Raw genomic sequence first — 21,977 nt, forward strand, 5'->3', positions numbered from 1 at the left:
CGGAATAAAACACGGTCTGACTACAGGGTCTTTAGGGCCGCTGTATCAGTTCACTAAGCGAATCCGCCGGCACGGCAGGCCAGAGTCCGCCCTGCATGGCACTGAACCCCAGGGGAGCCGCTTTGTTAAGTGCGGCTTCATCATCAATGCCCGCAATTATCATGTCGCGACAGAAAGGCGACAGCTGAGAAAGTATGGCCAGCATAAACGGCGCGAAAGAGCGTGCATGCAGCTGTTTTTGAATAAATGCCCGGTCCAGCATTACGGCGGTAAACAGGCCATCGAGTATTGGCCTGGTCGTAATAACCCCCGCGCCAAAGTTAGCCAGCACCAGCGGGAACCGCCGGGAGAACGCGCGTAACTTTAAATTGTCGGCACCGAGATTTAAATCATTAAAAGATTCGGTAATAGTAAACGCCAGAAAAGGCAGCTGGTCGATAAGGGTAATGAGTTCCGGGGTGTCCGGAATAGCATTAACGATTTCTTCGCTTATATTTAGCCAGGTAACGAGTTGCTGAGCCTTAAAGAAATCTTGATAATTCACGAGCAATGATAATTTTTCGCGAAACAATTTTAGTTCTTGTTCAGGAGTAATATAAGGGGAAATGAGTTCCGTTGGAATACGGACGGGGGCGTCGACGCCGACAAAGTTAGTGATTAGCTCCACGCCAAAGAGCCGCCCTTCCGGCGTTCGCAGCGGCAGAAAATAAAACTGAGAGTGATAAACAATATCGAGAGTGACGTTCATGTTGCCAGCCGTGATTCTAAAAAGGCGGACGACACCGTCGCGCGATGAACATCCAGTATCCACTGGATTGATTTTACATGGATTAAGGTCACTTGCTTCCCTGAAATACTTAAGATTATTCCTTTAAGATTATATTCAGCTTATCCTGGATACCTCTTTAAGGCTAGTTTTACTGATTGCCCCGCACGGAATCACGGTGAACAATCTGCGGCAGGAAACTTTCTTTCTCACAGTGCTCATTCAATAATTTCCGCGTCGCGTAGCGCGCCATTTCGCTAATCGGGAAATGGACGCTGGTTAATGCCGGACGAACAAACGGCGCGCGCTCCCCGCTGTCGTAGCAGATTAACGAGATATCCTGCGGGATGCGCAGCCCGCGTTCGTTAATCGCCAGCATCGCGCCAAGGGCCATCTCTTCATTACAACAATAGATCGCCGTAGGCCTGGCTTCCTGAAGCAGAAGGGTTGTCTGCTGATGCCCGCTCGGCATGTCATAATCCCCCTCAAGCGTCGCGACAGGCTCCAGACCGGCGTTATGCATGGCGTCCAGAAAGCCCTGCCTGCGCAGCAGGCTGGAGGCCCGGCTGGTGGGGCCGTGCAGACAGGCAATTCTGGTATGCCCGCCGTTAATAAAGACCTGGGTGGCCAGCTCGCTTGCGCTGCGGTGATCGAAGACCACACAGCGATCCTCAAGCCCTGCCACCTCGCGATCCAGAACCACAAATTTGCGCCCCTGCTCCGCAAGCTTCAGCAAAGCCTCATCTTCAAGGGCGCGAATATGCAGAACCAGCCCATCGCAGCGCAAATTATATAACCGCTGAATAGCTCCCAGCTCATTTTCGGCAGAACTACGCCCCTGTGTCACCAGCAGCTGCATACCGTGAAGCTCGGTTTCGCTCTGCACGGTATCCATCAGCGCGCCGAAGAAGCCGCCGCGATAATTGGTGGTGACCAGCCCGAGCGTATTACTCTGGCTGGAGGCCAGCGCGCGGGCGGCCGGATTAGGGGAATAGCCGAGTTCAGCAACAGCCGTTTCGACGATGAGGCGCGTCTGGGCCCTGACGTTAGTGTCACCATTCACCACCCGTGAAACGGTAGCGCGGGAAACCCCTGCGCGTGCGGCAACATCTTCCAGAGTAATCATCAGGCCCCTTTACACCAAATGTGCGACTCGCCGAATCAGATGCGGCGGGCCTGCCAGAACTTTTTCCGCCAGTAGACGTTATCCAATGAAGAGCGCATTACGCCCCGGCTGGTGGAGGCATGGATAAACTGATTGTCGGTGTCGTAGATGCCGACGTGCAGCCCGCTCTCTCCGGCTCCGGTTTTGAAGAAGACTAAATCGCCGGGCAGCAAATCACTTTTATCGATTTCCGTGCCTATTTCGGCCTGTGCGCTGGTTTCGCGCGGAAGCTGCAGGTCAAACTGGTCACGGAACGTGGTTAACACAAATCCTGAACAGTCGACGCCATGACGGCTCATCCCGCCGTATCGGTATGGCGTGCCTCGCCAGCCGCTTAGCTGGTCGTTGAGTTTTGCTATTACCGTTATTGAGTCTGAAAGTCGCCCATTCGGCGGCGGAGCGTGATGACTACACCCTGCGAGTATCAGACATGCCACTGCTATAAGCCATACGCGCATTTTTCAGGCTAATCCTAAGCGTTTATAATTGTCTGTAATTTAGCGCTTACCTATGAATTGATGCAAGTTTTAGCCCCCGGAAAGCGGCGTAATCAGCATACTATGCCCCTCAATTTGTAACCGTCTGAAATGCATGTTGTAGGCTTTTGCTAAATGTTGCGGAGTAAGAACGTCGTCTCGTGCGCCCTGCGCAACCATTTTACCTGCCTTTAACAGCCAGGCAGTATGGGCATGGCGCAGGGAATGGTTGAGATCGTGGCTGCTCATTATGACCGCGATGCCTGACTCGCATAGCGCCATTAGCTGACGGTCCAGCGCCGCCTGCTGCGCCACGTCCAGGCTGTTCATCGGCTCATCCAGCAGCAGCAGGCTTCCCTGCGAATTAACGTCTGGATGAATCTGGAGGATCACTGCCGCCAGGCGCACCCTTTGCCACTCTCCTCCGGAAAGCTGATTCACCGGCCGGTTGAGCTTGTCCGTAAGCCAGAAGGCCTCCACCAGCCGCAGCATGACGCTTTCCGCCTGCTTTGCCGCCTGATGCAGCTGCAGATAGTGCCAGACCGGCATGGCAAAGGGAGGGAGCTGCTGTTGCGTGAGATACGCGCGGCTGCGGGAAAGTTCTAAAGGAGACCACTCCGCCAGCGGCTGCTCCTTGAAAACAATCTCCCCTTCCCCTGAGGACAGCCCCGCTAAACGAGTAATGAGGGTGCTTTTACCCGCGCCGTTAGGCCCGACAAGGTGAACCAGTTCGCCGGGCTTTACCGAGGCAGTGATGGGGCCAAGCCTTCCGGCAACCCCGACATCCGTTAACTGCAAAAGCGGCATAGTTTATTTCGCTAGCGCCATTTTGATGGCTTCCATGACGATAGGATCTTCCGGCGTCATATCCGGCGAGAAACGCTGCACGACCTGTCCGTCGCGACCGACCAGGAACTTTTCAAAGTTCCAAAGAATATCGTCCGGGTAGAGTGGCGCACGGCCTTTGCTGCTCAGGCGTTCGTAAAAACCGCTCTCTTCAGGTGCGACAGCTGTCGGTGCCGCTTCGATCAGCTTCTGATACAGCGGGTGGCGGTTTTCACCGTTTACTTCCAGCTTGCTGAACATAGGGAATGTTACGCCGTAGGTCGTGCTGCAGAAGGTTTTAATCTCTTCATCACTGCCGGGCTCCTGGCCCAGAAACTGGTTGCACGGGAATCCGAGTACGGTAAACCCTCTGTCTGCCCAGGCCTTATGAATATTTTCCAGCTGCTCGTACTGCGCGGTCAGGCCGCACTTTGAAGCGACGTTGACCAGCAGCAGCACATTTCCCTTCCAGCGCTCAAGCGTCGTCGTTTCACCATCAATGGTTTTGATCTCGGTGTTCAGAATATCCTGCATAGCATCCCCTTAATGTTTCGCGCGGTGAGGTGGAACCCGGTAACAGACCGGTAGCCTGCTAAGCTACCATCCGGCCTTTAATAATAGCTATAGCGGCAAAGGTTTTTTGGTTTTTTTACCCTCGCCGGGGCTAAAATAGTGAATAACTTCAATCATCAAAGACAGGAAAAGTCCATGAGCACCTTTTCACCTTCCATCGATCCGTCCCTTAGCCGCATTGCGCCTGGTTTCAGGGCATTGAGCATCCTCGTTGAAGCCGCTCCGCTTCTTCACCCGGAAGTGGCAGAGGCCGCTTTAAAACAGGCGTGTAAAGACGTCGTTGAAAATGATGTTCCCTGGGCGGCAGCCCACCTGGACGCCTGGCACGAGGTGTTCAAAGCCTTTGGCGCTAAGCCGAAGCGCACGCCAAACTCTGCCGATGCGCTGCGCAAACGCGTCCTGAAAGACGGCGACCTGCCCGCCATAGATCCCGTGGTCGACCTTTATAACGCCATCAGCATTCGTTACGCCCTGCCCGTTGGCGGTGAAAATAGTGAGGCCTACGTGGGCAACCCGCGCCTTACTTTTGCGGAAGGTAACGAAGCGTTTGATATCATGAAGGAAGGCGAACCTACCGTTGAGTCTCCGGATGCCGGTGAAGTTATCTGGCGGGATGATAAAGGCGTAACCTGCCGCCGCTGGAACTGGCGCCAGGGTATCAGAACCCGCCTGGACTCTAAGGCGCGGCATATGTGGTTTATTCTTGAAAGCCTGCCGGCTATGCCACAGGAAGCCCTGCAGCAGGCGGGGGAAGAATTTATTGCCGGTCTGCACAGCATGATGCCAGGGGCTATTATCACAACGCAGTATCTCAGCGCCGAAGGGTAAACGCTCAGGCCGCCTGTTCAGGCGGCCGCTAATTAATCACCATTATCTATATATTTCACCAAATCCAATCACCGCCTCAATGCTTATATTTCCGATGCGCAGCATTTCATGCGCCTTATAAATAAATATATAGACACGCTTATACCCATCCATTATCAATATAAACGCTACTGAATAAGCAGGACCGAGGTTATTTATCACTGTAGAAAATAAGGATATATCATGAATTGTAGACCGCTTATGGGCCTTTTATTATTAAGCTCCGCCGCCGTGGTTCACGCCAGCCCGATGATAGTCGCCCACCGCGGCGGCACGGGAGATGCGCCAGAGAACACGCTTACCGCAATAGGTAAGGCGCTGGATAACAAAGCTGATGCCGTATGGATCACCGTGCAACTCTCGAAGGACGGCGTCCCTGTCCTCTACCGCCCGGCAGATTTAAAAGCGCTGACCAACGCAACCGGCCCGGTATCATCCTATACGGCCGCACAGCTGAATAAACTTGATGCTGGTTATTCCTTTGGTAAACCAGACTTCCTTTACCGCAACAAGGGTAACGGCATTCCAGCGCTGGAAAGCGTTCTGAAAAAATGGACGGATACTTTTTTCTTTCTTGATATAAAATCCCCGGACGCCGCGCCGGATAAAATGGCCGCAGCGCTTGAGGCGGTATTAAAGAAAACCCACAGCATCGGCCGCACCCGCGTCTATTCCACGGATGAAAAATATCTTAATGCCCTGCCCGCTGATATCGCCCGCTTCGCCAGCAGGGATGCTACCCGCACGGCGCTTGCCAATATTACGATGAACCACCAGTGCAGCATTCCCGCGAGTGAAAAGAGCGACCGCTGGTATGGCCTTGAGCTGAAACGCGAGGTCGACGTCGTGGAGAAATTCACCCTCGGCGAGGGCCATTCCAGAGCCATTCTGAGCTGGGATAAAGAAGCCATGGACTGTTTCAGGGCCGCAGGCGGCGCGCACATCATCCTGTTCGGCGTCAACACGCCGGAAGATTTCCAGAAGGCGTCAGAGCTGGGGGCCGATGGCGTGCTGGTTGACTCCCCGGCGGCGTTTAAAAACAGGCAGCGCTGATTTTATCCTGCCATCTGCCCCCCGGCGGATGGCAGTTTAACGGCCGGACTTCAGCAACAAACCAATGAACACCGGGGCACCGAGAGTAGCCGTCACCACCCCAATCGGCAGCTCGGCGGACGTCAGGGCCAGACGGGCAATAACGTCTGCCCCCAGCAACGCCGTAGCCCCCGCCAGGGCGCTGGCGGGCAACAGAACCCGGTGATCGGTCAGCCCCTTCAGGCGCAGCATATGCGGGATCACCAGGCCAATAAATCCAATAGCGCCCGCAAGCGCCACGCTTACCCCAACCAGCCAGCCGGTGGCAATCACCAGAATATTGCGCCACATCCAGACGGACAGGCCGAGCTGACGGGCCGACGTCTCCCCCAGGGCCATCAGGTTTAGCGGCGCGTAGCTGCGGCACAGCCAGGCCATAACCGGCAGCAGCGTGACCATCAGCCACCACTGGCTCCAGTCCACGCCGCCAAAGCCGCCCATCATCCAGTACATCAGCTGGCGCAGGTCCAGACTGCTGCTGAAGTAAACGGCCCACGTCATCAGCGCGCTGCAGATAATCCCCAGCGCCACGCCCGCCAGCAGTAAACGGCTGGTAGACAGGTGACGACGGGAAAAACGCAGCAGAATGAGCGTAATCAGCAAAGCACCAGCGATGGCGCACAGGCCCAGAACCCACGTCGGCAGCATGCCCTGCCCAAGCAGCACGCCGGCAATTAGCGCTACGCCAGCGCCGTTAGAGACGCCGAGCAGTCCCGGTTCCGCAAGGGGGTTTTCAAACAGCGCCTGCATAATAGTGCCGGAAATCGCCAGCGCTGCCCCCACCAGCAGCACGGCGAGGGTGCGCGGTAAACGTATTTGCCAGACAAAGATTTGCGCGTCATCATTCAGCCAGCGCTGCGGTGCGAACCACTGGTCCCCCGCGCACAGGCTTAGTACGCTCATGGCGATCAGCGTCACCAGCAAAGTAATAAGCCAGAAGCGTTCAAGGCGTCGCTGGCGGGTGACAAAAGTGAGCATCAGGCTGGCGGATCCATAAGGTGGCGGTCAGGCCGTTGATTTTACGGGCTGAATGTTGGAAAGAACAAGCAAAGAAAAAGGCCGCATCAGCGGCCTTTTTGGTTAACTCAGGTTACTCGTCTTTTGGCGACGCGTTTTCAACCCGACTCTTCAACTTCTGACCAGGTCGGAACGTCACCACACGGCGGGCCGTGATAGGAATGTCTTCACCGGTCTTCGGGTTACGCCCGGGACGTTGGTTTTTATCGCGTAAGTCAAAATTGCCAAAACCTGATAGTTTAACCTGCTCGCCGTTTTCCAGAGCGCGACGGATCTCTTCAAAAAACAGCTCTACCAGCTCTTTAGCGTCTCGTTTGCTAAGCCCAAGCTTATCAAACAGATATTCTGACATTTCAGCTTTTGTAAGCGCCATACGTTCAATCCCTCAATGATGCCTGGAATCGCTCTTTTAATGCCTCTACGCATTTTGCAACGGTAGCGGCAATCTCCTCTTCTTCGAGTGTACGGCCGGTATCCTGAAGGATAAGGCTGATGGCCAGGCTCTTATAACCTTCGGCTACGCCCTTGCCACGGTACACATCAAACAAGTTTACGCCAACTACCTGATTTGCGCCAACTTTCTTACACTCGACCAAAATATCTGCTGCGGGAACGTTTTCAGCCACCACCACAGCGATGTCGCGGCGGTTTGCCGGGAAGCGAGAAATTTCCTGCGCATCAGGCACCACGCGGTCTGCGACCTTGTTCCACAGCAGTTCAAAGACCAGCGTACGGCCGTTGAGGGAAAGCTTACGTTCCAGCTCCGGATGGACAACGCCAATGAAACCAACGTATTCGCCCAATAAATAAATGGCAGCGCTTTGGCCTGGATGCAGGGCCGGGTTGCTCGCCACCCTGAATTCGATATCAGAAAGCTTGCCCGTCAGATCAAGAATAGACTCAAGATCGCCCTTCAAATCATAGAAGTCGACGGTATTGCGCGCCAGATCCCAGTGTTCTTCATAGCGGTTGCCGCAGATGGCCCCTGCCAGCATAAGATCCTGGCGGATGCCAAGGTCTGCCTGCGTATCAGGAACAAAGCGCAGGCCCGATTCGAAGATACGCGCACGGCTCTGCTGGCGGTTCTGGTTGTAAACAACCGTATTGAGCAAGCCGGTCAGCAGAGAAAGACGCATCGCCGACATCTCGCTGGAGATTGGGCTTGGCAGGATCAGGTTCTCTTCACCCGGGTGCAGCAGCTGCTGAATTTTTGGATCCACGAAGCTATAGGTGATCACTTCCTGATAGCCTTTGTCCACCAGCATGGTTTTCACGCGCTTCAGGGAGAGATCCGCTTCACGGTGGCTGCCCATAATCAGACCAGCCTGCACCGGCTCGTCCGGGATATTGTTATAACCATAGACGCGGGCCACTTCTTCCACCAGATCTTCTTCAATCTGCATGTCGAAACGCCAGCTTGGCGCCACGGCGGTCCATTGATCCTGGCCCTCGGTCACTTCACAGCCCAGACGGCGCAGAATGTCGCTTACCTGCGCGTCATCGATGTGATGGCCAATCAGGCGATCCAGTTTGCTGCGGCGCAGCGTAATAGTGGCGGCTTTTGGCAGATGCGCTTCGCTGGTTACGTCGATAACCGGGCCTGCTTCGCCGCCGCACAGATCGATCAGCAGACGGGTTGCACGCTCCATCGCTTTATATTGCAGCGCAGAATCCACGCCGCGTTCGTAGCGGTGAGAGGCATCGGTGTGCAGACCGTGGCGGCGCGCCCGGCCGGTGATGGACAGCGGGCTAAAGAACGCGCATTCCAGCAGGACGTTCTGGGTTTCATCATTCACGCCGGAGTGCTCGCCGCCGAAGATGCCGCCCATGGCCAGCGCTTTGTTATGGTCTGCAATAACCAGCGTATCCGCTTTTAGTTTTGCTTCGTTGCCATCAAGCAGGGTCAGGGTTTCCCCCTCTTCCGCCATGCGAACCACGATACCGCCGTCAATGCGATCCAGGTCAAAAGCGTGCATTGGCTGACCAAGCTCCAGCAGGACGTAGTTGGTCACGTCAACCACTGCGTCGATGGAGCGAATGCCGCAGCGGCGCAGCTTTTCTTTCATCCATAGAGGTGTAGGTGCTTTAACGTTGATGCCTTTAACTACGCGGCCCAGATAGCGCGGACACGCTTCAGGTGCATCGATTTTAATCGCGATAGTATCGCTGATGGTCGCAGCCACCGGAGCCATCTCCGGCTCTACCAGCGGCAGCTTGTTCAGCACGGCAACGTCACGCGCAACGCCGATGATACCCAGGCAGTCCGCACGGTTTGGCGTAACGCTGATTTCAATAGTGTTGTCGTCAAGCTTCAGGAATTCGCGGATGTCGGTTCCGACTGGCGCATCTGCTGGCAGCTCAATAATGCCGTTATGGTCGTCAGAAATACCCAGCTCGGAGAAAGAGCACAGCATGCCTTCAGACGGTTCACCGCGAAGCTTGGCCGCTTTGATTTTAAAATCGCCCGGCAGCACAGCGCCGACGGTAGCAACCGCAACCTTCAGCCCCTGACGGCAGTTTGGCGCGCCGCAGACGATGTCCAGCAGGCGGTCGCCGCCTACGTTAACTTTTGTGACGCGCAGTTTGTCCGCGTTAGGATGCTGACCGCATTCAACGACTTCACCCACAACCACGCCGTGGAACGCGCCAGCAACGGCGTCAACGCCGTCAACTTCCAGGCCTGCCATGGTGATTTGATCGGAAAGCGCTTCGCTGCTGTTGGCTGGGTTTACCCATTCGCGTAACCAGAGTTCACTGAATTTCATTGGCTATCCCGCCCTTATTTAAACTGTTTGAGGAAACGTAAGTCATTTTCGAAGAAGGCACGCAGGTCGGTCACGCCATAGCGCAGCATGGTCAGACGCTCCATCCCCATCCCAAAGGCGAAGCCGGAGTAAACTTCCGGATCGATACCCACGTTACGCAGAACGTTCGGGTGCACCATGCCGCAGCCTAACACTTCAAGCCATTTGCCGTTTTTGCCCATTACGTCGACTTCCGCGGACGGTTCAGTGAACGGGAAATAGGAAGGGCGGAAGCGGATCTGCAGATCGTCTTCGAAGAAGTTATTCAGGAAGTCGTGCAGCGTCCCCTTCAGGTTGGTGAAGCTGATGTTTTTATCAACGATCAGCCCTTCCATCTGATGGAACATCGGGGTGTGGGTCTGGTCGTAATCGTTACGGTAGACGCGGCCCGGCGCGATAATGCGGATCGGCGGCTGCTTATCCTTCATGGTGCGGATCTGCACGCCGGAGGTCTGAGTGCGCAGCAGACGCTTAGCGTCGAACCAGAAGGTGTCATGGTCCGCACGCGCCGGGTGGTGACCCGGAATATTCAGCGCGTCGAAGTTATGATAGTCATCTTCGATCTCAGGACCGGTAGCCACGTTAAAGCCAAGCTCGCCAAAGAACGTCTCGATTCTGTCGATAGTACGGGTGACAGGATGTAAGCCGCCGTTCTCAATGCGGCGGCCCGGCAGGGAGACATCAATGGTCTCCTGAGCCAGACGGGCATTCAGCGCAGCACTTTCAAGTGCCGCTTTACGGGCGTTTAACGCTTCCTGCACCTGCTCTTTCGCTTCGTTGATAACAGCCCCTGCCGCCGGACGCTCTTCTGCCGGCAGCTCACGCAGGGTGGTCATCTGAAGGGTCAGGTGCCCTTTCTTCCCTAAATATTCGACGCGTACGGTGTCTAACGCGGCAACATCCTGGGCCTCGTTTATGGCGGCCGTTGCACTGGCAACCAGCTCTGCGAGATGTGGCATGGTATTCCTCTTGTGCCGGTAACTTACCGGAGTAGTTTGTCTCTGTGAATTCGACATGCAAAAAAAAAGCCTCCACAAAGGAGGCTTTCAGCGCTGTTTTTCGTTTCTTCTCTTACGCGCAAAGCCCCCTGAGTCAGGCGCTAAAGTAAAAAAAGAAACGGAAAATAGCAGCATTCATGCTTGCAGTTACCTTAATTAACGATTTCGTTGGGTGTATTGAAAGGCCTCACACCTGAAATGTCAATATATTGATTTGGTTAGAAATTAAAAGAGGGAGACAGGCTCCCTCTGATAACTGGCTTACGCCAGAGCTGCTTTCGCTTTTTCGACCAGGGCAGAGAATGCCACTTTGTCGAATACCGCGATGTCAGCCAGGATCTTACGGTCAATTTCAACAGAGGCTTTTTTCAGGCCGTTGATGAATTTGCTGTAAGAGATACCGTTCTGACGAGCTGCAGCGTTGATACGTGCAATCCACAGCTGGCGGAACTGACGCTTACGTTGACGACGGTCACGGTAAGCATACTGACCAGCTTTGATAACAGCCTGGAAGGCAACGCGGTATACGCGAGAACGCGCACCGTAGTAGCCTTTAGCTTGTTTGAGGATTTTTTTGTGACGAGCACGTGCGATTACACCACGTTTTACGCGAGCCATATTAGCTCTCCTGTTCTATATTCTGAAAAAATTAAAAAGTTGCTTATGCGTACGGCAGACATGCGATAACAAGACCCAGATCCCCTTTGGAGACCATGCCTTTTGGACGCAGATGACGTTTACGCTTAGTAGACTTTTTAGTCAGAATGTGACGCAGGTTAGCGTGCTTACGCTTAAAACCACCACCGGCGGTCTTTTTGAAGCGCTTAGCGGCGCCGCGTACTGTTTTAATCTTTGGCATTTGATTACTTTCCACTTCGCATTGTTAATTAAACGAACCAGAAGGCGAACAAATCCGGCGAGGCGAGCCCCACCGGAACTGTTACTTGTGTGCCTTACTGTTTCTTCTTCGGAGCGAGCACCATGATCATCTGGCGGCCTTCGATCTTCGATGGGAAGGATTCGACCACTGCCAGTTCACTCAGATCGTCACGGACGCGGTTAAGCACTTCCATACCGATCTGCTGGTGAGCCATCTCACGACCGCGGAAACGCAGCGTGATCTTAGCTTTATCACCCTCTTCCAGAAAGCGAACCAGGCTGCGGAGTTTTACCTGGTAGTCGCCATCGTCTGTGCCAGGTCGGAATTTGATTTCCTTAACCTGAATAACTTTTTGCTTTTTCTTCTGTTCCTTAGAAGATTTGCTTTTTTCGTAGAGGAACTTGCCGTAATCCATGATGCGGCAAACAGGCGGTTCGGCATTAGGACTGATTTCTACTAAATCAACCCCAGCCTCTTCGGCTTTTTCTAAAGCTTCATTCAGACTGACAATACCTAGCTGCTCGCCGTCTACACCTGTTAGACGAACCTCAGTGGCACGAATTTCTCTGTTAATGCGATTAGGACGCGCCGGTTGAACTCTTTTTCCGCCTTTAATACTTTATTCCTCCAGTTGATTTAGATTGCGGCTGCGGATCTCTTGCTGCAGCTTTTCAATCAATTCGTTTACGTCCATGCTCCCTAGATCTTTGCCACGACGGGTACGAACGGCAACTTTGCCTGCTTCGACCTCTTTGTCGCCACAAACCAACATATAAGGGACACGACGCAACGTGTGTTCACGGATTTTAAAGCCTATCTTCTCATTTCTCAAGTCTGCTTTTACTCGAATGCCTGCATTTTGTAGTTTACGGGTCAATTCGTTAACGTATTCAGACTGTCCATCAGTGATATTCATGACCACTGCCTGGACCGGAGCAAGCCAGGTTGGGAAGAACCCAGCGAACTCTTCGGTGAGGATACCGATAAACCTTTCCATGGAACCGAGAATGGCGCGGTGAATCATAACCGGCACCAATTTTTCGTTGTTTTCGCCGATGTACGACGCATTTAGACGCGACGGCAGGGAGAAGTCCAGCTGGACGGTACCGCACTGCCATGCACGATCGAGGCAATCATACAGGGTAAATTCAATCTTCGGACCGTAAAACGCGCCCTCACCCGGTTGGTAATCAAACGGGATTTCGTTCTCCTGAAGCGCGACCGCAAGGTCAGCTTCTGCACGATCCCACATTTCGTCGGTACCGATGCGTTTTTCTGGACGAGTGGACAGTTTTACGACGATTTTTTCGAAACCGAAGGTGCTGTACATGTCATAAACCATGCGAATACAGCTGTTCACCTCATCACGAACCTGGTCTTCTGTACAGAAAACGTGCGCATCATCCTGGGTAAAACCACGTACGCGCATCAAACCATGAAGCGCACCTGAGGGTTCGTTACGGTGGCAGCTGCCGAACTCGGCCATACGCAATGGCAGATCACGGTAGGATTTCAGCCCCTGGTTGAAGATTTGTACGTGGCCCGGGCAGTTCATCGGCTTGATGCAGTATTCACGGTTCTCGGAAGAAGTGGTGAACATCGCATCTTTGTAGTTGTCCCAGTGGCCGGTTTTTTCCCACAGCACACGGTCCATCATGAACGGGCCTTTTACTTCCTGATACTGATATTCTTTGAGCTTGGAGCGCACAAAGACTTCCAGTTCGCGGAAGATAGTCCAGCCGTCATTGTGCCAGAACACCATGCCCGGGGCTTCTTCCTGCATGTGATACAGGTCGAGCTGCTTACCAATTTTACGGTGGTCACGCTTGGACGCTTCTTCCAGACGCTGCAGATAGGCATTGAGTTGTTTTTTATCTGCCCATGCGGTGCCGTAGATACGCTGCAGCATTTTATTGTTGCTGTCGCCACGCCAGTAGGCACCGGAGGTTTTCTGCAGTTTGAAATGATGGCAGAAACGCATATTCGGTACGTGCGGGCCGCGGCACATATCAACGTATTCTTCATGATGATACAGACCTGGCTGGTCATCATGGCTGATGTTTTCATCAAGAATAGCAACCTTGTAGCTTTCGCCACGGTTGACGAAAGTTTCGCGCGCTTCGTGCCAGCTCACCTTCTTCTTGATGACATCGTAATCTTTATCAGCCAGCTCGTGCATACGCTTTTCGAGCAGCTCAAGATCTTCCTGGGTCAGGGTGTGGTCAAGATCGACGTCGTAGTAAAAACCGTTGTCGATAACCGGGCCAATCGCCATTTTGGTATGTGGCCACAGCTGTTTAATAGCATGGCCCAGCAGGTGGGCGCAGGAGTGACGCAGGATTTCTAAACCGGCCTCATCTTTTACGGTGATGATGGCGAGTTTTGCATCGTGGTCAATCATATCGGATGCGTCAACCAGCTCACCGTCTACACGGCCTGCGATACAGGCTTTGGCGAGACCAGGACCGATATCAAGAGCGACATCCAGCGGGCTAACAGCGTGGTCGTAATGGCGTTGGCTGCCATCAGGAAGAGTAATAACGGGCATGATAAGTCCTTATTTGCAGTGGTGACCCACACGTAAGATCACATACAATTTTATTTAGTTTAGATTAATCATTAGGTTGGGATGGGTTGAATGCTTCACTCTGCAAACTGTGTACATCGTAGTGTACAAAATACCAAATGTACCCACATCCGCCTGCTGATTACACAAGGCAATAGTACACGTCATTGAAAGAGGGATAAAGGCGGAACTTGATTGCAACAGGATGAACCGACAGCAAATGCGCTATGTACACGATGTACTTCTATACTTTCGGATTATGTTGGGAGGTGACCATGTGCGGACGATTTGCTCAAGCGCAAACACGTGAAGAATATCTTGCTTATTTAGCTGAAGAAGCTGAACGCGACATACCATACGATCCCGAGCCGATTGGTCGCTATAACGTAGCGCCCGGCAGCCGTGTCTTACTACTATCCGAACGAGATGAATCTTTACACCTCGATCCGGTGATCTGGTCGTACGCGCCGGGTTGGTGGGATAAGCCGCCGCTGATTAATGCCAGGGTCGAAACAGCCGCGACCAGCAGAATGTTCAAGGCGCTATGGCAGCATGGCCGGGCGATCTGCTTTGCTGACGGCTGGTTTGAATGGAAAAAAGAAGGCGATAAGAAACAGCCCTACTTCATTCACCGTGCCGACGGGCAACCAATTTTCATGGCAGCAATCGGCAGTATTCCGTTTGAACGAGGAGACGAGGCGGAGGGCTTTCTGATTGTCACTGCGGCAGCCGACAAGGGCCTGGTTGATATTCATGATCGGCGGCCACTGGTGCTGTCACCAGAAGCAGCACGTGAATGGATGAGGCAGGATTTAGGCGGGAAAGAAGCCAGTGAAGTAGCTGAGGATGGCTCTGTAGATGCAGATAAATTTATCTGGCGCCCCGTGATGCGAGCTATAGGCAACGTTAAAAAGCAGGGGCCAGAACTCATCAAGCCAATCGTTCAACCAATTTAAATTTATGCACTAATCACGTCTTATTTGAGCAGGCGCGGACATTATCTGTAACCGCTGCCGTTTAATTGTGTAGATCCCTGAACAGATAAATAATCTGCACAACTTTCAACTTTCTTACCACATTTGACATTTAATGTTTTGATTTAAAAATTACTTTTTCATATCGTTAAATCGCTTTAGTCTGAACATGAGAGATCTTACTTAATATCGAAGGGCAACAAAATGAATTTTGAGGTATTTGCTTTTGGCACGACCAACTGGAGTGAAGTCGAAAGAACAGAGCACCCAGGAGAAACAGGTATGGCTTACTGGCGCACGCAACACTTTGGTCAGAAACCCAATCAAATCCGTGTGCGTATGGTTGAATATACCCCAGGTTATCTTGCAGACCATTGGTGCCAAAAAGGGCATGTCCTTTTCTGCATGGAGGGAGAACTAGAAACAATGCTCGAAGATGGTCGTAAATTCATTTTAAGTGCGGGGATGAGTTATCAGGTTGGTGATAACGCGGAGCCACATCAGTCCAGAACTACGACAGGCGCAAAACTCTTTATTGTGGACTGATTCGTATGTTGGAGTCATTGTGTCAGCCCGCTTCACGCAACAGATTGAAGAGACAACAGGTCTGCACTGAGCGAGGAGCGGACGCTGCCCGACAGACCTGATGTGCAACTGAGCCGGTTACTTACGCTACAGGCGCAGCACGTTTACTACCACGAGCAGACTTGCAACCACGTCCGCGAATACGGCCATTCATATGGGGCCATTCCGGTAATTTTCAGGACCAGAAGCACTGCCTTGCCCCGGTTGCCAAAGCGATGTTCTGAACCAGAACGCTATAAGTATGTCTGGAGAGCCGGACAAAGACTGCGATTTTGCCTAAGTCATCCTCCATTACGGCCACTTAGGCAGTCTCAATGGCGGTAACCGCTGGTAAAAATATTCGAAATAAAATAGCCTTCATTTCACATATTCATGAAATGAAGAATTGCAATGGAGCAAACCAGAGCACTTATAGCTTTATCAGCGCTGGCACATGAATGAATCTCGACTCAGAATAGTGAGAATGCTTGTTGTGGCGGGAGCAGATGGTATGTCCGCAGGCGCCATTGCTGCAACCCTTGACGCCTCATCCCCCTCTAGGGTGTCTTTTCATCTTAAAGAACTTGAGCACGCCGGACTTATCGCCAGCCGCCGCGAAGGCAAATCGATTATTTACAGCGCCTGCTGGGCGAGCCTGGCCGATTTAGTGGCTTTCCTGATGCATGACTGCTGTCAGGGGCATTGCCGCTATTGCGATCAGGCCATCGAATTATTTTCTAAATGTACCGGTATGCCAACAGAGTCTGAAAATAATGCCTGAACATCGCTTTTTTACAGTCACATCAAACCAAAATAAAAGGATTTAACCTTTGCAAACAGTAAATAAAGCAGCAGCGATTAGGGACTGGCTGGAACATGGTCAGGTTGCCATTTACTTCTTCGCTGTGGCAGCCGGATGCTTTTCGGCATTTATTCTGTCAGGCACAGCCCCTCTGGAAAGTGCTATCAATCCCGCGCTCGCTCTGATGCTCTATGTTACCTTTCTTCAGGTTCCTGTGGCTGAACTTGGAACTGCGTTTACGAGAGTGCGTTTCATTCTGCCTCTTTTGCTGACTAATTTCCTGTTGGTACCGATTCTTGTTGCTGTGCTGGTCAGTTTTCTTCCGAATAATCCGATGCTTATCCTCGGCGTACTTTTGGTCCTGCTTACCCCCTGTATTGATTACGTAGTGACGTTTTCGCAGCTTGGCCGTGCGGATGCCCGTCTTTTACTGGCTTCTACACCGGTATTGCTTATCGCGCAGATCCTGTTGCTTCCGATCTATCTGCGTTTATTTCTTGGAGAAAATGCATCCGAACTGGTGCAACCCGCGCCGTTTATTCATGCATTTATCTGGCTTATTGCTATTCCCCTGCTGCTTGCTGCGTTAACACAGTTTGTGGCCCGGAAAAGCCATTTAGCGCAAAACATATCCGAGGGTCTTGGTCTGCTGCCCGTTCCGGCGACTGCAGCAGTTCTTTTCATCGTTCTATCCGCCATGCTGCCGCAGCTGGGACAGGCATGGGCTGTTGCTGTACAGGCGGTGCCTGTCTATGTGGCTTTTGCTGCGCTAGCGCCTTTATGCGGATGGGGTATGGCTAAGATTTTTCGTCTGGAATCAAAAGCCGGGAGAGCAATAGCTTTTAGCAGTGCAACACGGAACTCACTGGTGATACTACCGCTTGCTCTGGCGGTGCCTGGAGCCGTGCCAGTTCTGCCCGCGGTCATCGTCGCCCAGACCATGGTTGAATTGCTTAGCGAATTAATATATGTACGTTTGATTCCAAAGCTAGGGCGTAACTACCCCTAAAAGAATCTGGACTGAATAAGTTAACCTGAACCTTCTCTGTTCTTACGACTGAGCCTTTTCGAAAGGCTCAGTCAGAATGTCCGCTTCTGGCACTTATCTGCCTCTGGAAAATTTTCGGCAGCACTGAGTGAGGAGCGGACACACTTATTTGATGCGGCAATGATATTAAACATCCCGGCGGCTATGAACCAGAATAGCCAGAGGGAAGTCTGAAGTTAAACGTAAGTTTTTCAAAACTGCCAGCTATAGGCCGCAAGTACGCGCTTATCGGCTTCGTCAAGATACGTGTTATTGTCCTGGACAAAGGTGAATGTTTTAACGGATTGATGCTTAGTTATTGAGTATCCTAGCCCCACGCCGCCGAAATAGCCTTTGTAATTGTCGCCGTCATCGTTTTTAGAACCATACGACCCCGCCAGGAAACTTAACAGACGCATGTTGCTGGTCAATGGCTTAAGAATGAAGACGCCAGCATACCCGCTGCTACCGGAGGCATCTGTGCTCACAAAACCATTTTCAGGGGAGAGATCCCCGTTAAATTCTGGCTCTGCACATTTACCGCCACCGCATTCAATTTCGTCTCCGGTGTTGTAGGTGTAGCCAGCCATCGGGAAGATCTGGAATCCGGCAGGTTCAATACCAAAAGCACTGAGCGGGATAAATGTCCCCACCGAATAGTTGTTTTGTGATGCACCACTGGTGTACTCATTTTTGCCAAAGTTAAAATTAAATATACCAATCGGAAAAAGCCATGAACCACCGACTCGCCATTCACTCGCGTCGCTGTTGACCCTTGCGTTTAACTTTCTTGCTTCATCAAATGCCCATGAAGCAGAAAACGAGACGTTGCTGTCATCAAAATCGTAATTATCTGACCACGAAACCCCAACCTTCGTTGTTACTTTAGTGGGATCGTCATCCTGCTTTTCTTCACTGCTTTTAACAGAGCTCACAGCAGCACTGGCCTGAAAAGAGAGTATCGTCAGAAAAAATACGGTGTAAGCCACTGTCTGTCGTTTTTGCATTATACAAACCTTAGGATTGTTTGATGGTGAATTTGATTTCATAATACCCAGCCTGTTTGTATTTGCTGTTAGCATTAGCGTTCATTTCCATACCAACCACACCAGTTTAAAGCGCCAGCGCAGTTTCAGACAATCATCCACATCCAATGGGCGCCAGCGGTCATCAAATGCTTTCTATTTCTTATCGAGTTTACTCGTTGGAAGCGCTTATGCCACGCCGCCAGGAAAACTAAACTGGCTGATATTGTAAGCATGGATTTACTCCCTGTTGATTGATACATCATGATGTTAGTAATGCATTTATCTGACCCTGACCACAAATATGCTCGCCACCGGTTGATGCAGATAGATGCCAGCAATGGCCGCTTCTGGCACAAAGCAGATAGTCAGAACAAACTTCACCTACAGCAAGTTAGTTAACCACCATCAAATCTGAATACCTGGTGGTATACTGCGGCGAGAGCATGTCCCGCTTAATCTGCCACTGTTGCTGTTGCTGTTGCTGTTGCTGTTGCTGTTGCTGTTGTAGTGAATAACAAAGCAGGGTTAGCAGCCATGAATACCTTCAACTTCTTAATATGCTGTCATAGCAAATACTCAACTTAGGCATAAATAGCTAATACTCCTATTATTAACTTTCTTTGAGGAAGCTGGGAATAAAGCCACCTGCGGAAGCGGATGGCTTTTATGAGATTGCACTCAGAATGCGTAACGCACCTTTACAGCAATACTTTGGCTAAAGAAATCAGAACGTTGTTCTGCATCGTATTGAACCGTACCATCCAACTGGTTTGTGAACTTAGCGGTCACGCCTACTCCCGCCATACCAATCCACGGGCTTTGCTCCATGCTTTGGTAAATAAGCGGAGTATCAGGGCTGCCTATAAAAGCGATTCGGTTTGCGCTACGATCGTTGATCGTGTCATACCCAACCCCGGCAGTCGCATGCACAGCGACAATGTTCGACAGCTCTAAGCCAAGCTTAGCCTTGGTGGAGACAATCATCGCTTCAATAGTCTGTCCATCCACCTCCAGACCCAGATCGCTGGCGTTTTTCTCTTTATAGCCTTTATCCTTGATACGGTAGTAGTCTCCACGCACAGTCGGCGTCAGGGTCATTTTGTCCGTAAGTTTGAAAATGCTTTGTAAGCCGATTCCAGCCTGAAGGTTATGGCTATCATAGCTGGAACGCGCTACGCCGCCAAAAGCAAGGTCAGACGAGGAAGGATTGAGGATATTTAGATACCGATTACCATCAACTTTGTCACGACCATATCCCGCTTTCCATGTCAGGGCTGTAGCGGGAGTAAAGTCAAAACTGCCATACAGTAAGGTGTTCCAGCTTTCAATCTGAGCATCATGACGGAAATCATCTGACGTATCCTGAACATCGGTACGACTGGTGCCCACAGCCACCCCAACGCGAGCCTGTTCCAATACCGGCACATCAGCACCAATGGCTATGCCGCGTGTATCCGATTTGTAACCATCCAGCCCGTCACGTTGTTCCTGATTATCCCAGCGACCTACTGGCCTGATCCAAAGATATTTCTCTGGGTTAAACTCATCGTATTTACCAAAATCACGTACGGAATCCTGACGAGAGTCTACGATACTGCCAAACATCCGAGCATTATTTAACTCTACATAAGGCAACATACCGTTCATCAATGGACCTAACTGCACCACGTTACGATAAACGTCGCGTGCATTGGATGAGGAGGTGATGGCGCAAATCGTCGCTCCTAACGCGCCAGAACAATATCCAGATGAACTTCCTGCTACAGCAGCGGTGTTACCGTTGCCAACTGAGCCAGGGTTTGAACCAGGATTGGTACCAGGATCCGTGCCCGGATTGGTTCCTGGATCCGTGCCCGGATTGGTGCCTGTATTATCTGAAGTAGTATTGACAATAATCTGGTCTATCGCGCCACCGAAACGTGAAACTACTGGAGATTTGGTTTGAGTTGTAACCGCCGTTTGGACGGAAGTAAGTCCGGTATCGACGATGCGTAATGAGTAACTGGTGGGTGTCTGCTCCTGTACAAACTGGTAGCGCAGAGAGTCGTCGATCACTGAAGTAGGTGTGCCTATGACACTCGAGGCGGTCACCACATCACGAAGCATATCTCCATTGCTAAAGTCTAGGCTACCGTTGGTCACAACAACTGTTTTACCTGCTAGCGAAGCCGCTCCACCAACCTGCAATTGCCCATAGTTTGTTGCATTCTTGGCCTGCAGAGCCAAAAAAGCATCTGAAGATTGACTATAGTTGCTGACTCTTGAGGGAGAATTGTTATTGAGCAAATCAAACAGGCCGCTGTTACTCATGTTGGTTGTAGGAGCATCAACGCGACCGATGATGATGCCCTGGTTGTTTATACCGTTGGTAACGGTGCTGGTTTCACTCACACGTATTGCATCCCCCTCAATGGAGCCAATAACACCGCGGTTGAGTAATAAATCCGTTCCGCTATTATCATCAAAGGTAATTCCTCCGCGCCCGGCTGCAATAATTCCGTCGTTAATTATGCGTGAAACTTGCGCATTGTCCTGTAATGAAATGCCACTGTCTGCCGCTTCGATCACACCAGCGTTATCAATGGTCCCTGTTGAACTACGGCTAAAGTTAATACCATCGTCAGTATCAGAATAGATCACCCCTGACGAACTGTTCATCACCGCGACATCTGATGCAAGGGTTGTTGCGGTATCAACGAAGATACCGGAACCGCTGGGGCCACTTGCCGTAATACTTCCGCTATTGTTAACCGCGATGTCACGACTTTCTCCAGTTATCCAAATACCATGAGATTGGGCACCTGCAGTGGTGATTGCACCGCTGTTATTTATAATATTATTACCAATATTGGCATCCAACAGGATACCTGCACTGACGTTCCCCCTAGTGTTCAACCCTCCATCGTTCGTTATGGTACTGTCAAACACTCCAGAAAGATGGATAGCATTAGAATTGCTGCCCGACGTCCCTACAGCGCCGGCATTGATCAAAGTGAAGTCTCTAAGAGTTTCTAAAGCAATACCATCACTGGTAATAGCATCAGTCACAATATTGCCTTGATTTTCAAGCATGCTAGACGAAGTATCAAAAAACAAAGCGGGCGTATTTTGCCCAGTAACCGCGATTTGAGTGCGGGCAATAATCGTCGCTGTGATGCCATTAGCATCTGTAAAGGATTGCGGCGTATTAATCGTACCATCACAGGTTATACTCACACCATTACCTACTCCGGGACTACAAGCGGCCACAGCAATCACAGGGTTCAACAAGCTATAACTACTAGCTAACCCGCTGAACAGAAACAATTTCATTCTTCTTTTCAACTTTTCATCCTCAACACGCATAAAAAAACTTTAAACATACTGAGTGAATATAGTCTAATAACCTTCTCATTAGTCATGCTCAGCAAAGAAAATCAAAGACACATATATTATATGGCTTTTCATATTTATGTCGATGAACACTCAGATACCTGGGTAATCCCCCCATTTTTAGCGGAGATAATAAGTAGAATCAGGTCATGCGTTGAATATGCTGCATCGGTGTGTAGCC

The 21,977-nt window shown here is 51.4% G+C and carries 22 protein-coding genes, 1 pseudogene and 1 other annotated feature; of the genes and pseudogenes, 6 read left to right on the forward strand and 17 right to left on the reverse strand.

Annotated features, from left to right (window positions below):
- Positions 1-31: 31 nt before the first annotated feature.
- The 5 genes from AAE045_RS07355 to AAE045_RS07375 form a co-directional block, all read right to left on the reverse strand.
- Positions 32-748, reverse strand: a complete 717-nt coding sequence (locus tag AAE045_RS07355) for an EAL domain-containing protein (RefSeq protein WP_455547140.1) — start codon at positions 746-748, stop codon at positions 32-34.
- Between the two features lie 169 nt (positions 749-917).
- On the reverse strand, positions 918-1,892 hold the full coding sequence (locus AAE045_RS07360) for a LacI family DNA-binding transcriptional regulator (protein WP_455547141.1): 975 nt from the start codon (positions 1,890-1,892) through the stop codon (positions 918-920).
- Positions 1,893-1,927: 35 nt separating this feature from the next.
- Positions 1,928-2,389 carry an NlpC/P60 family protein gene (locus AAE045_RS07365; protein WP_455547142.1) on the reverse strand — a complete coding sequence of 154 codons (462 nt, stop codon included), beginning with the start codon at positions 2,387-2,389 and terminating at the stop codon, positions 1,928-1,930.
- A gap of 69 nt (positions 2,390-2,458) precedes the next feature.
- The gene (gene btuD / locus AAE045_RS07370; RefSeq protein ID WP_455547143.1) at positions 2,459-3,214 is read right to left on the reverse strand and encodes a vitamin B12 ABC transporter ATP-binding protein BtuD; all 756 of its coding nucleotides are present in this window, start codon (positions 3,212-3,214) and stop codon (positions 2,459-2,461) included.
- A gap of 3 nt (positions 3,215-3,217) precedes the next feature.
- A complete protein-coding gene (locus AAE045_RS07375; protein WP_455547144.1) occupies positions 3,218-3,766 on the reverse strand; it encodes a glutathione peroxidase in 549 nt (182 codons plus the stop codon).
- Positions 3,767-3,940: 174 nt separating this feature from the next.
- On the opposite strand from AAE045_RS07375, the gene AAE045_RS07380 reads away from it, so the two are divergent.
- Entirely contained in the window at positions 3,941-4,633 is a 693-nt protein-coding gene (locus AAE045_RS07380; RefSeq protein WP_455547145.1) for a B3/B4 domain-containing protein, read from the forward strand.
- A 222-nt stretch (positions 4,634-4,855) separates the two neighbouring features.
- Positions 4,856-5,725, forward strand: a complete 870-nt coding sequence (locus AAE045_RS07385) for a glycerophosphodiester phosphodiesterase family protein (RefSeq protein ID WP_455547146.1) — start codon at positions 4,856-4,858, stop codon at positions 5,723-5,725.
- A 36-nt stretch (positions 5,726-5,761) separates the two neighbouring features.
- Here AAE045_RS07385 and btuC read toward each other — a convergent pair whose 3' ends face one another.
- The 9 genes from btuC to thrS form a co-directional block, all read right to left on the reverse strand.
- Complete coding sequence (gene btuC / locus AAE045_RS07390; protein ID WP_455547147.1) at positions 5,762-6,742, reverse strand: vitamin B12 ABC transporter permease BtuC; 981 nt, start codon at positions 6,740-6,742, stop codon at positions 5,762-5,764.
- Positions 6,743-6,854: 112 nt separating this feature from the next.
- The gene (gene ihfA, locus AAE045_RS07395) at positions 6,855-7,154 is read right to left on the reverse strand and encodes an integration host factor subunit alpha (protein ID WP_001229265.1); all 300 of its coding nucleotides are present in this window, start codon (positions 7,152-7,154) and stop codon (positions 6,855-6,857) included.
- 4 nt (positions 7,155-7,158) lie between these two features.
- On the reverse strand, positions 7,159-9,546 hold the full coding sequence (gene pheT / locus AAE045_RS07400; protein ID WP_455547148.1) for a phenylalanine--tRNA ligase subunit beta: 2,388 nt from the start codon (positions 9,544-9,546) through the stop codon (positions 7,159-7,161).
- Positions 9,547-9,560: 14 nt separating this feature from the next.
- The gene (gene pheS / locus AAE045_RS07405; protein WP_455547149.1) at positions 9,561-10,544 is read right to left on the reverse strand and encodes a phenylalanine--tRNA ligase subunit alpha; all 984 of its coding nucleotides are present in this window, start codon (positions 10,542-10,544) and stop codon (positions 9,561-9,563) included.
- Positions 10,545-10,603: 59 nt separating this feature from the next.
- Positions 10,604-10,727: a sequence feature (Phe leader region), on the reverse strand.
- Positions 10,678-10,722, reverse strand: coding sequence for a pheST operon leader peptide PheM (gene pheM / locus AAE045_RS07410; RefSeq protein ID WP_106120997.1), 45 nt, complete (start codon positions 10,720-10,722; stop codon positions 10,678-10,680). (Overlaps the previous feature by 45 nt.)
- Before the next feature lie 117 nt (positions 10,728-10,844).
- Positions 10,845-11,201 (reverse strand): 50S ribosomal protein L20, encoded by a 357-nt coding sequence (gene rplT / locus AAE045_RS07415; protein WP_000124849.1) that lies wholly within the window; start codon positions 11,199-11,201, stop codon positions 10,845-10,847.
- A 43-nt stretch (positions 11,202-11,244) separates the two neighbouring features.
- Positions 11,245-11,442 carry a 50S ribosomal protein L35 gene (rpmI, locus tag AAE045_RS07420; protein ID WP_005968897.1) on the reverse strand — a complete coding sequence of 66 codons (198 nt, stop codon included), beginning with the start codon at positions 11,440-11,442 and terminating at the stop codon, positions 11,245-11,247.
- A 94-nt stretch (positions 11,443-11,536) separates the two neighbouring features.
- On the reverse strand, positions 11,537-12,079 hold the full coding sequence (gene infC / locus AAE045_RS07425) for a translation initiation factor IF-3 (RefSeq protein WP_455547181.1): 543 nt from the start codon (positions 12,077-12,079) through the stop codon (positions 11,537-11,539).
- Between the two features lie 3 nt (positions 12,080-12,082).
- Complete coding sequence (gene thrS / locus AAE045_RS07430; protein WP_455547150.1) at positions 12,083-14,011, reverse strand: threonine--tRNA ligase; 1,929 nt, start codon at positions 14,009-14,011, stop codon at positions 12,083-12,085.
- A gap of 293 nt (positions 14,012-14,304) precedes the next feature.
- Here thrS and AAE045_RS07435 point away from each other — a divergent pair, with 293 nt between their 5' ends.
- The 4 genes from AAE045_RS07435 (at position 14,305) to AAE045_RS07450 (ending at position 17,378) form a co-directional block, all read left to right on the forward strand.
- A complete protein-coding gene (locus AAE045_RS07435; RefSeq protein WP_455547182.1) occupies positions 14,305-14,985 on the forward strand; it encodes an SOS response-associated peptidase in 681 nt (226 codons plus the stop codon).
- A gap of 222 nt (positions 14,986-15,207) precedes the next feature.
- Positions 15,208-15,549: a DHCW motif cupin fold protein gene (locus tag AAE045_RS07440; protein ID WP_455547151.1), complete on the forward strand. Its 342-nt coding sequence runs from the start codon at positions 15,208-15,210 to the stop codon at positions 15,547-15,549.
- A 472-nt stretch (positions 15,550-16,021) separates the two neighbouring features.
- A complete protein-coding gene (locus AAE045_RS07445) occupies positions 16,022-16,348 on the forward strand; it encodes an ArsR/SmtB family transcription factor (protein ID WP_455547152.1) in 327 nt (108 codons plus the stop codon).
- Between the two features lie 49 nt (positions 16,349-16,397).
- Positions 16,398-17,378 carry an arsenic resistance protein gene (locus AAE045_RS07450; RefSeq protein ID WP_455547153.1) on the forward strand — a complete coding sequence of 327 codons (981 nt, stop codon included), beginning with the start codon at positions 16,398-16,400 and terminating at the stop codon, positions 17,376-17,378.
- Positions 17,379-17,608: 230 nt separating this feature from the next.
- On the opposite strand, the gene AAE045_RS07455 is transcribed toward AAE045_RS07450, so the two are convergent.
- The 3 genes and pseudogenes from AAE045_RS07455 to AAE045_RS07465 form a co-directional block, all read right to left on the reverse strand.
- On the reverse strand, positions 17,609-18,403 hold the full coding sequence (locus tag AAE045_RS07455; protein WP_455547154.1) for a hypothetical protein: 795 nt from the start codon (positions 18,401-18,403) through the stop codon (positions 17,609-17,611).
- A 412-nt stretch (positions 18,404-18,815) separates the two neighbouring features.
- Positions 18,816-18,896, reverse strand: a pseudogene (locus AAE045_RS07460) (DUF4113 domain-containing protein); the annotation flags it as partial.
- A gap of 206 nt (positions 18,897-19,102) precedes the next feature.
- On the reverse strand, positions 19,103-21,769 hold the full coding sequence (locus AAE045_RS07465) for an autotransporter domain-containing protein (protein ID WP_455547155.1): 2,667 nt from the start codon (positions 21,767-21,769) through the stop codon (positions 19,103-19,105).
- Positions 21,770-21,977: the final 208 nt, after the last annotated feature.

It is taken from the genome of Dryocola clanedunensis (assembly GCF_038405435.1).
GTDB lineage: Bacteria > Pseudomonadota > Gammaproteobacteria > Enterobacterales > Enterobacteriaceae > Dryocola > Dryocola clanedunensis_A.

What these genes read in the sequence shown, in the direction of transcription:
- AAE045_RS07465 (WP_455547155.1), bottom strand. Translation starts at nt 21,769, where the DNA reads ATGCGTGTTGAGGATGAAAAGTTGAAAAGAAGAATGAAATTGTTTCTG.
- AAE045_RS07445 (WP_455547152.1), top strand. Translation starts at nt 16,022, where the DNA reads ATGAATGAATCTCGACTCAGAATAGTGAGAATGCTTGTTGTGGCGGGA.
- AAE045_RS07440 (WP_455547151.1), top strand. Translation starts at nt 15,208, where the DNA reads ATGAATTTTGAGGTATTTGCTTTTGGCACGACCAACTGGAGTGAAGTC.
- pheT (WP_455547148.1), bottom strand. Translation starts at nt 9,546, where the DNA reads ATGAAATTCAGTGAACTCTGGTTACGCGAATGGGTAAACCCAGCCAAC.
- AAE045_RS07455 (WP_455547154.1), bottom strand. Translation starts at nt 18,403, where the DNA reads ATGCAAAAACGACAGACAGTGGCTTACACCGTATTTTTTCTGACGATA.
- rpmI (WP_005968897.1), bottom strand. Translation starts at nt 11,442, where the DNA reads ATGCCAAAGATTAAAACAGTACGCGGCGCCGCTAAGCGCTTCAAAAAG.
- rplT (WP_000124849.1), bottom strand. Translation starts at nt 11,201, where the DNA reads ATGGCTCGCGTAAAACGTGGTGTAATCGCACGTGCTCGTCACAAAAAA.
- btuC (WP_455547147.1), bottom strand. Translation starts at nt 6,742, where the DNA reads ATGCTCACTTTTGTCACCCGCCAGCGACGCCTTGAACGCTTCTGGCTT.
- pheS (WP_455547149.1), bottom strand. Translation starts at nt 10,544, where the DNA reads ATGCCACATCTCGCAGAGCTGGTTGCCAGTGCAACGGCCGCCATAAAC.
- AAE045_RS07355 (WP_455547140.1), bottom strand. Translation starts at nt 748, where the DNA reads ATGAACGTCACTCTCGATATTGTTTATCACTCTCAGTTTTATTTTCTG.
- ihfA (WP_001229265.1), bottom strand. Translation starts at nt 7,154, where the DNA reads ATGGCGCTTACAAAAGCTGAAATGTCAGAATATCTGTTTGATAAGCTT.
- AAE045_RS07435 (WP_455547182.1), top strand. Translation starts at nt 14,305, where the DNA reads ATGTGCGGACGATTTGCTCAAGCGCAAACACGTGAAGAATATCTTGCT.
- AAE045_RS07365 (WP_455547142.1), bottom strand. Translation starts at nt 2,389, where the DNA reads ATGCGCGTATGGCTTATAGCAGTGGCATGTCTGATACTCGCAGGGTGT.
- AAE045_RS07385 (WP_455547146.1), top strand. Translation starts at nt 4,856, where the DNA reads ATGAATTGTAGACCGCTTATGGGCCTTTTATTATTAAGCTCCGCCGCC.
- AAE045_RS07360 (WP_455547141.1), bottom strand. Translation starts at nt 1,892, where the DNA reads ATGATTACTCTGGAAGATGTTGCCGCACGCGCAGGGGTTTCCCGCGCT.
- btuD (WP_455547143.1), bottom strand. Translation starts at nt 3,214, where the DNA reads ATGCCGCTTTTGCAGTTAACGGATGTCGGGGTTGCCGGAAGGCTTGGC.
- thrS (WP_455547150.1), bottom strand. Translation starts at nt 14,011, where the DNA reads ATGCCCGTTATTACTCTTCCTGATGGCAGCCAACGCCATTACGACCAC.
- AAE045_RS07380 (WP_455547145.1), top strand. Translation starts at nt 3,941, where the DNA reads ATGAGCACCTTTTCACCTTCCATCGATCCGTCCCTTAGCCGCATTGCG.
- AAE045_RS07375 (WP_455547144.1), bottom strand. Translation starts at nt 3,766, where the DNA reads ATGCAGGATATTCTGAACACCGAGATCAAAACCATTGATGGTGAAACG.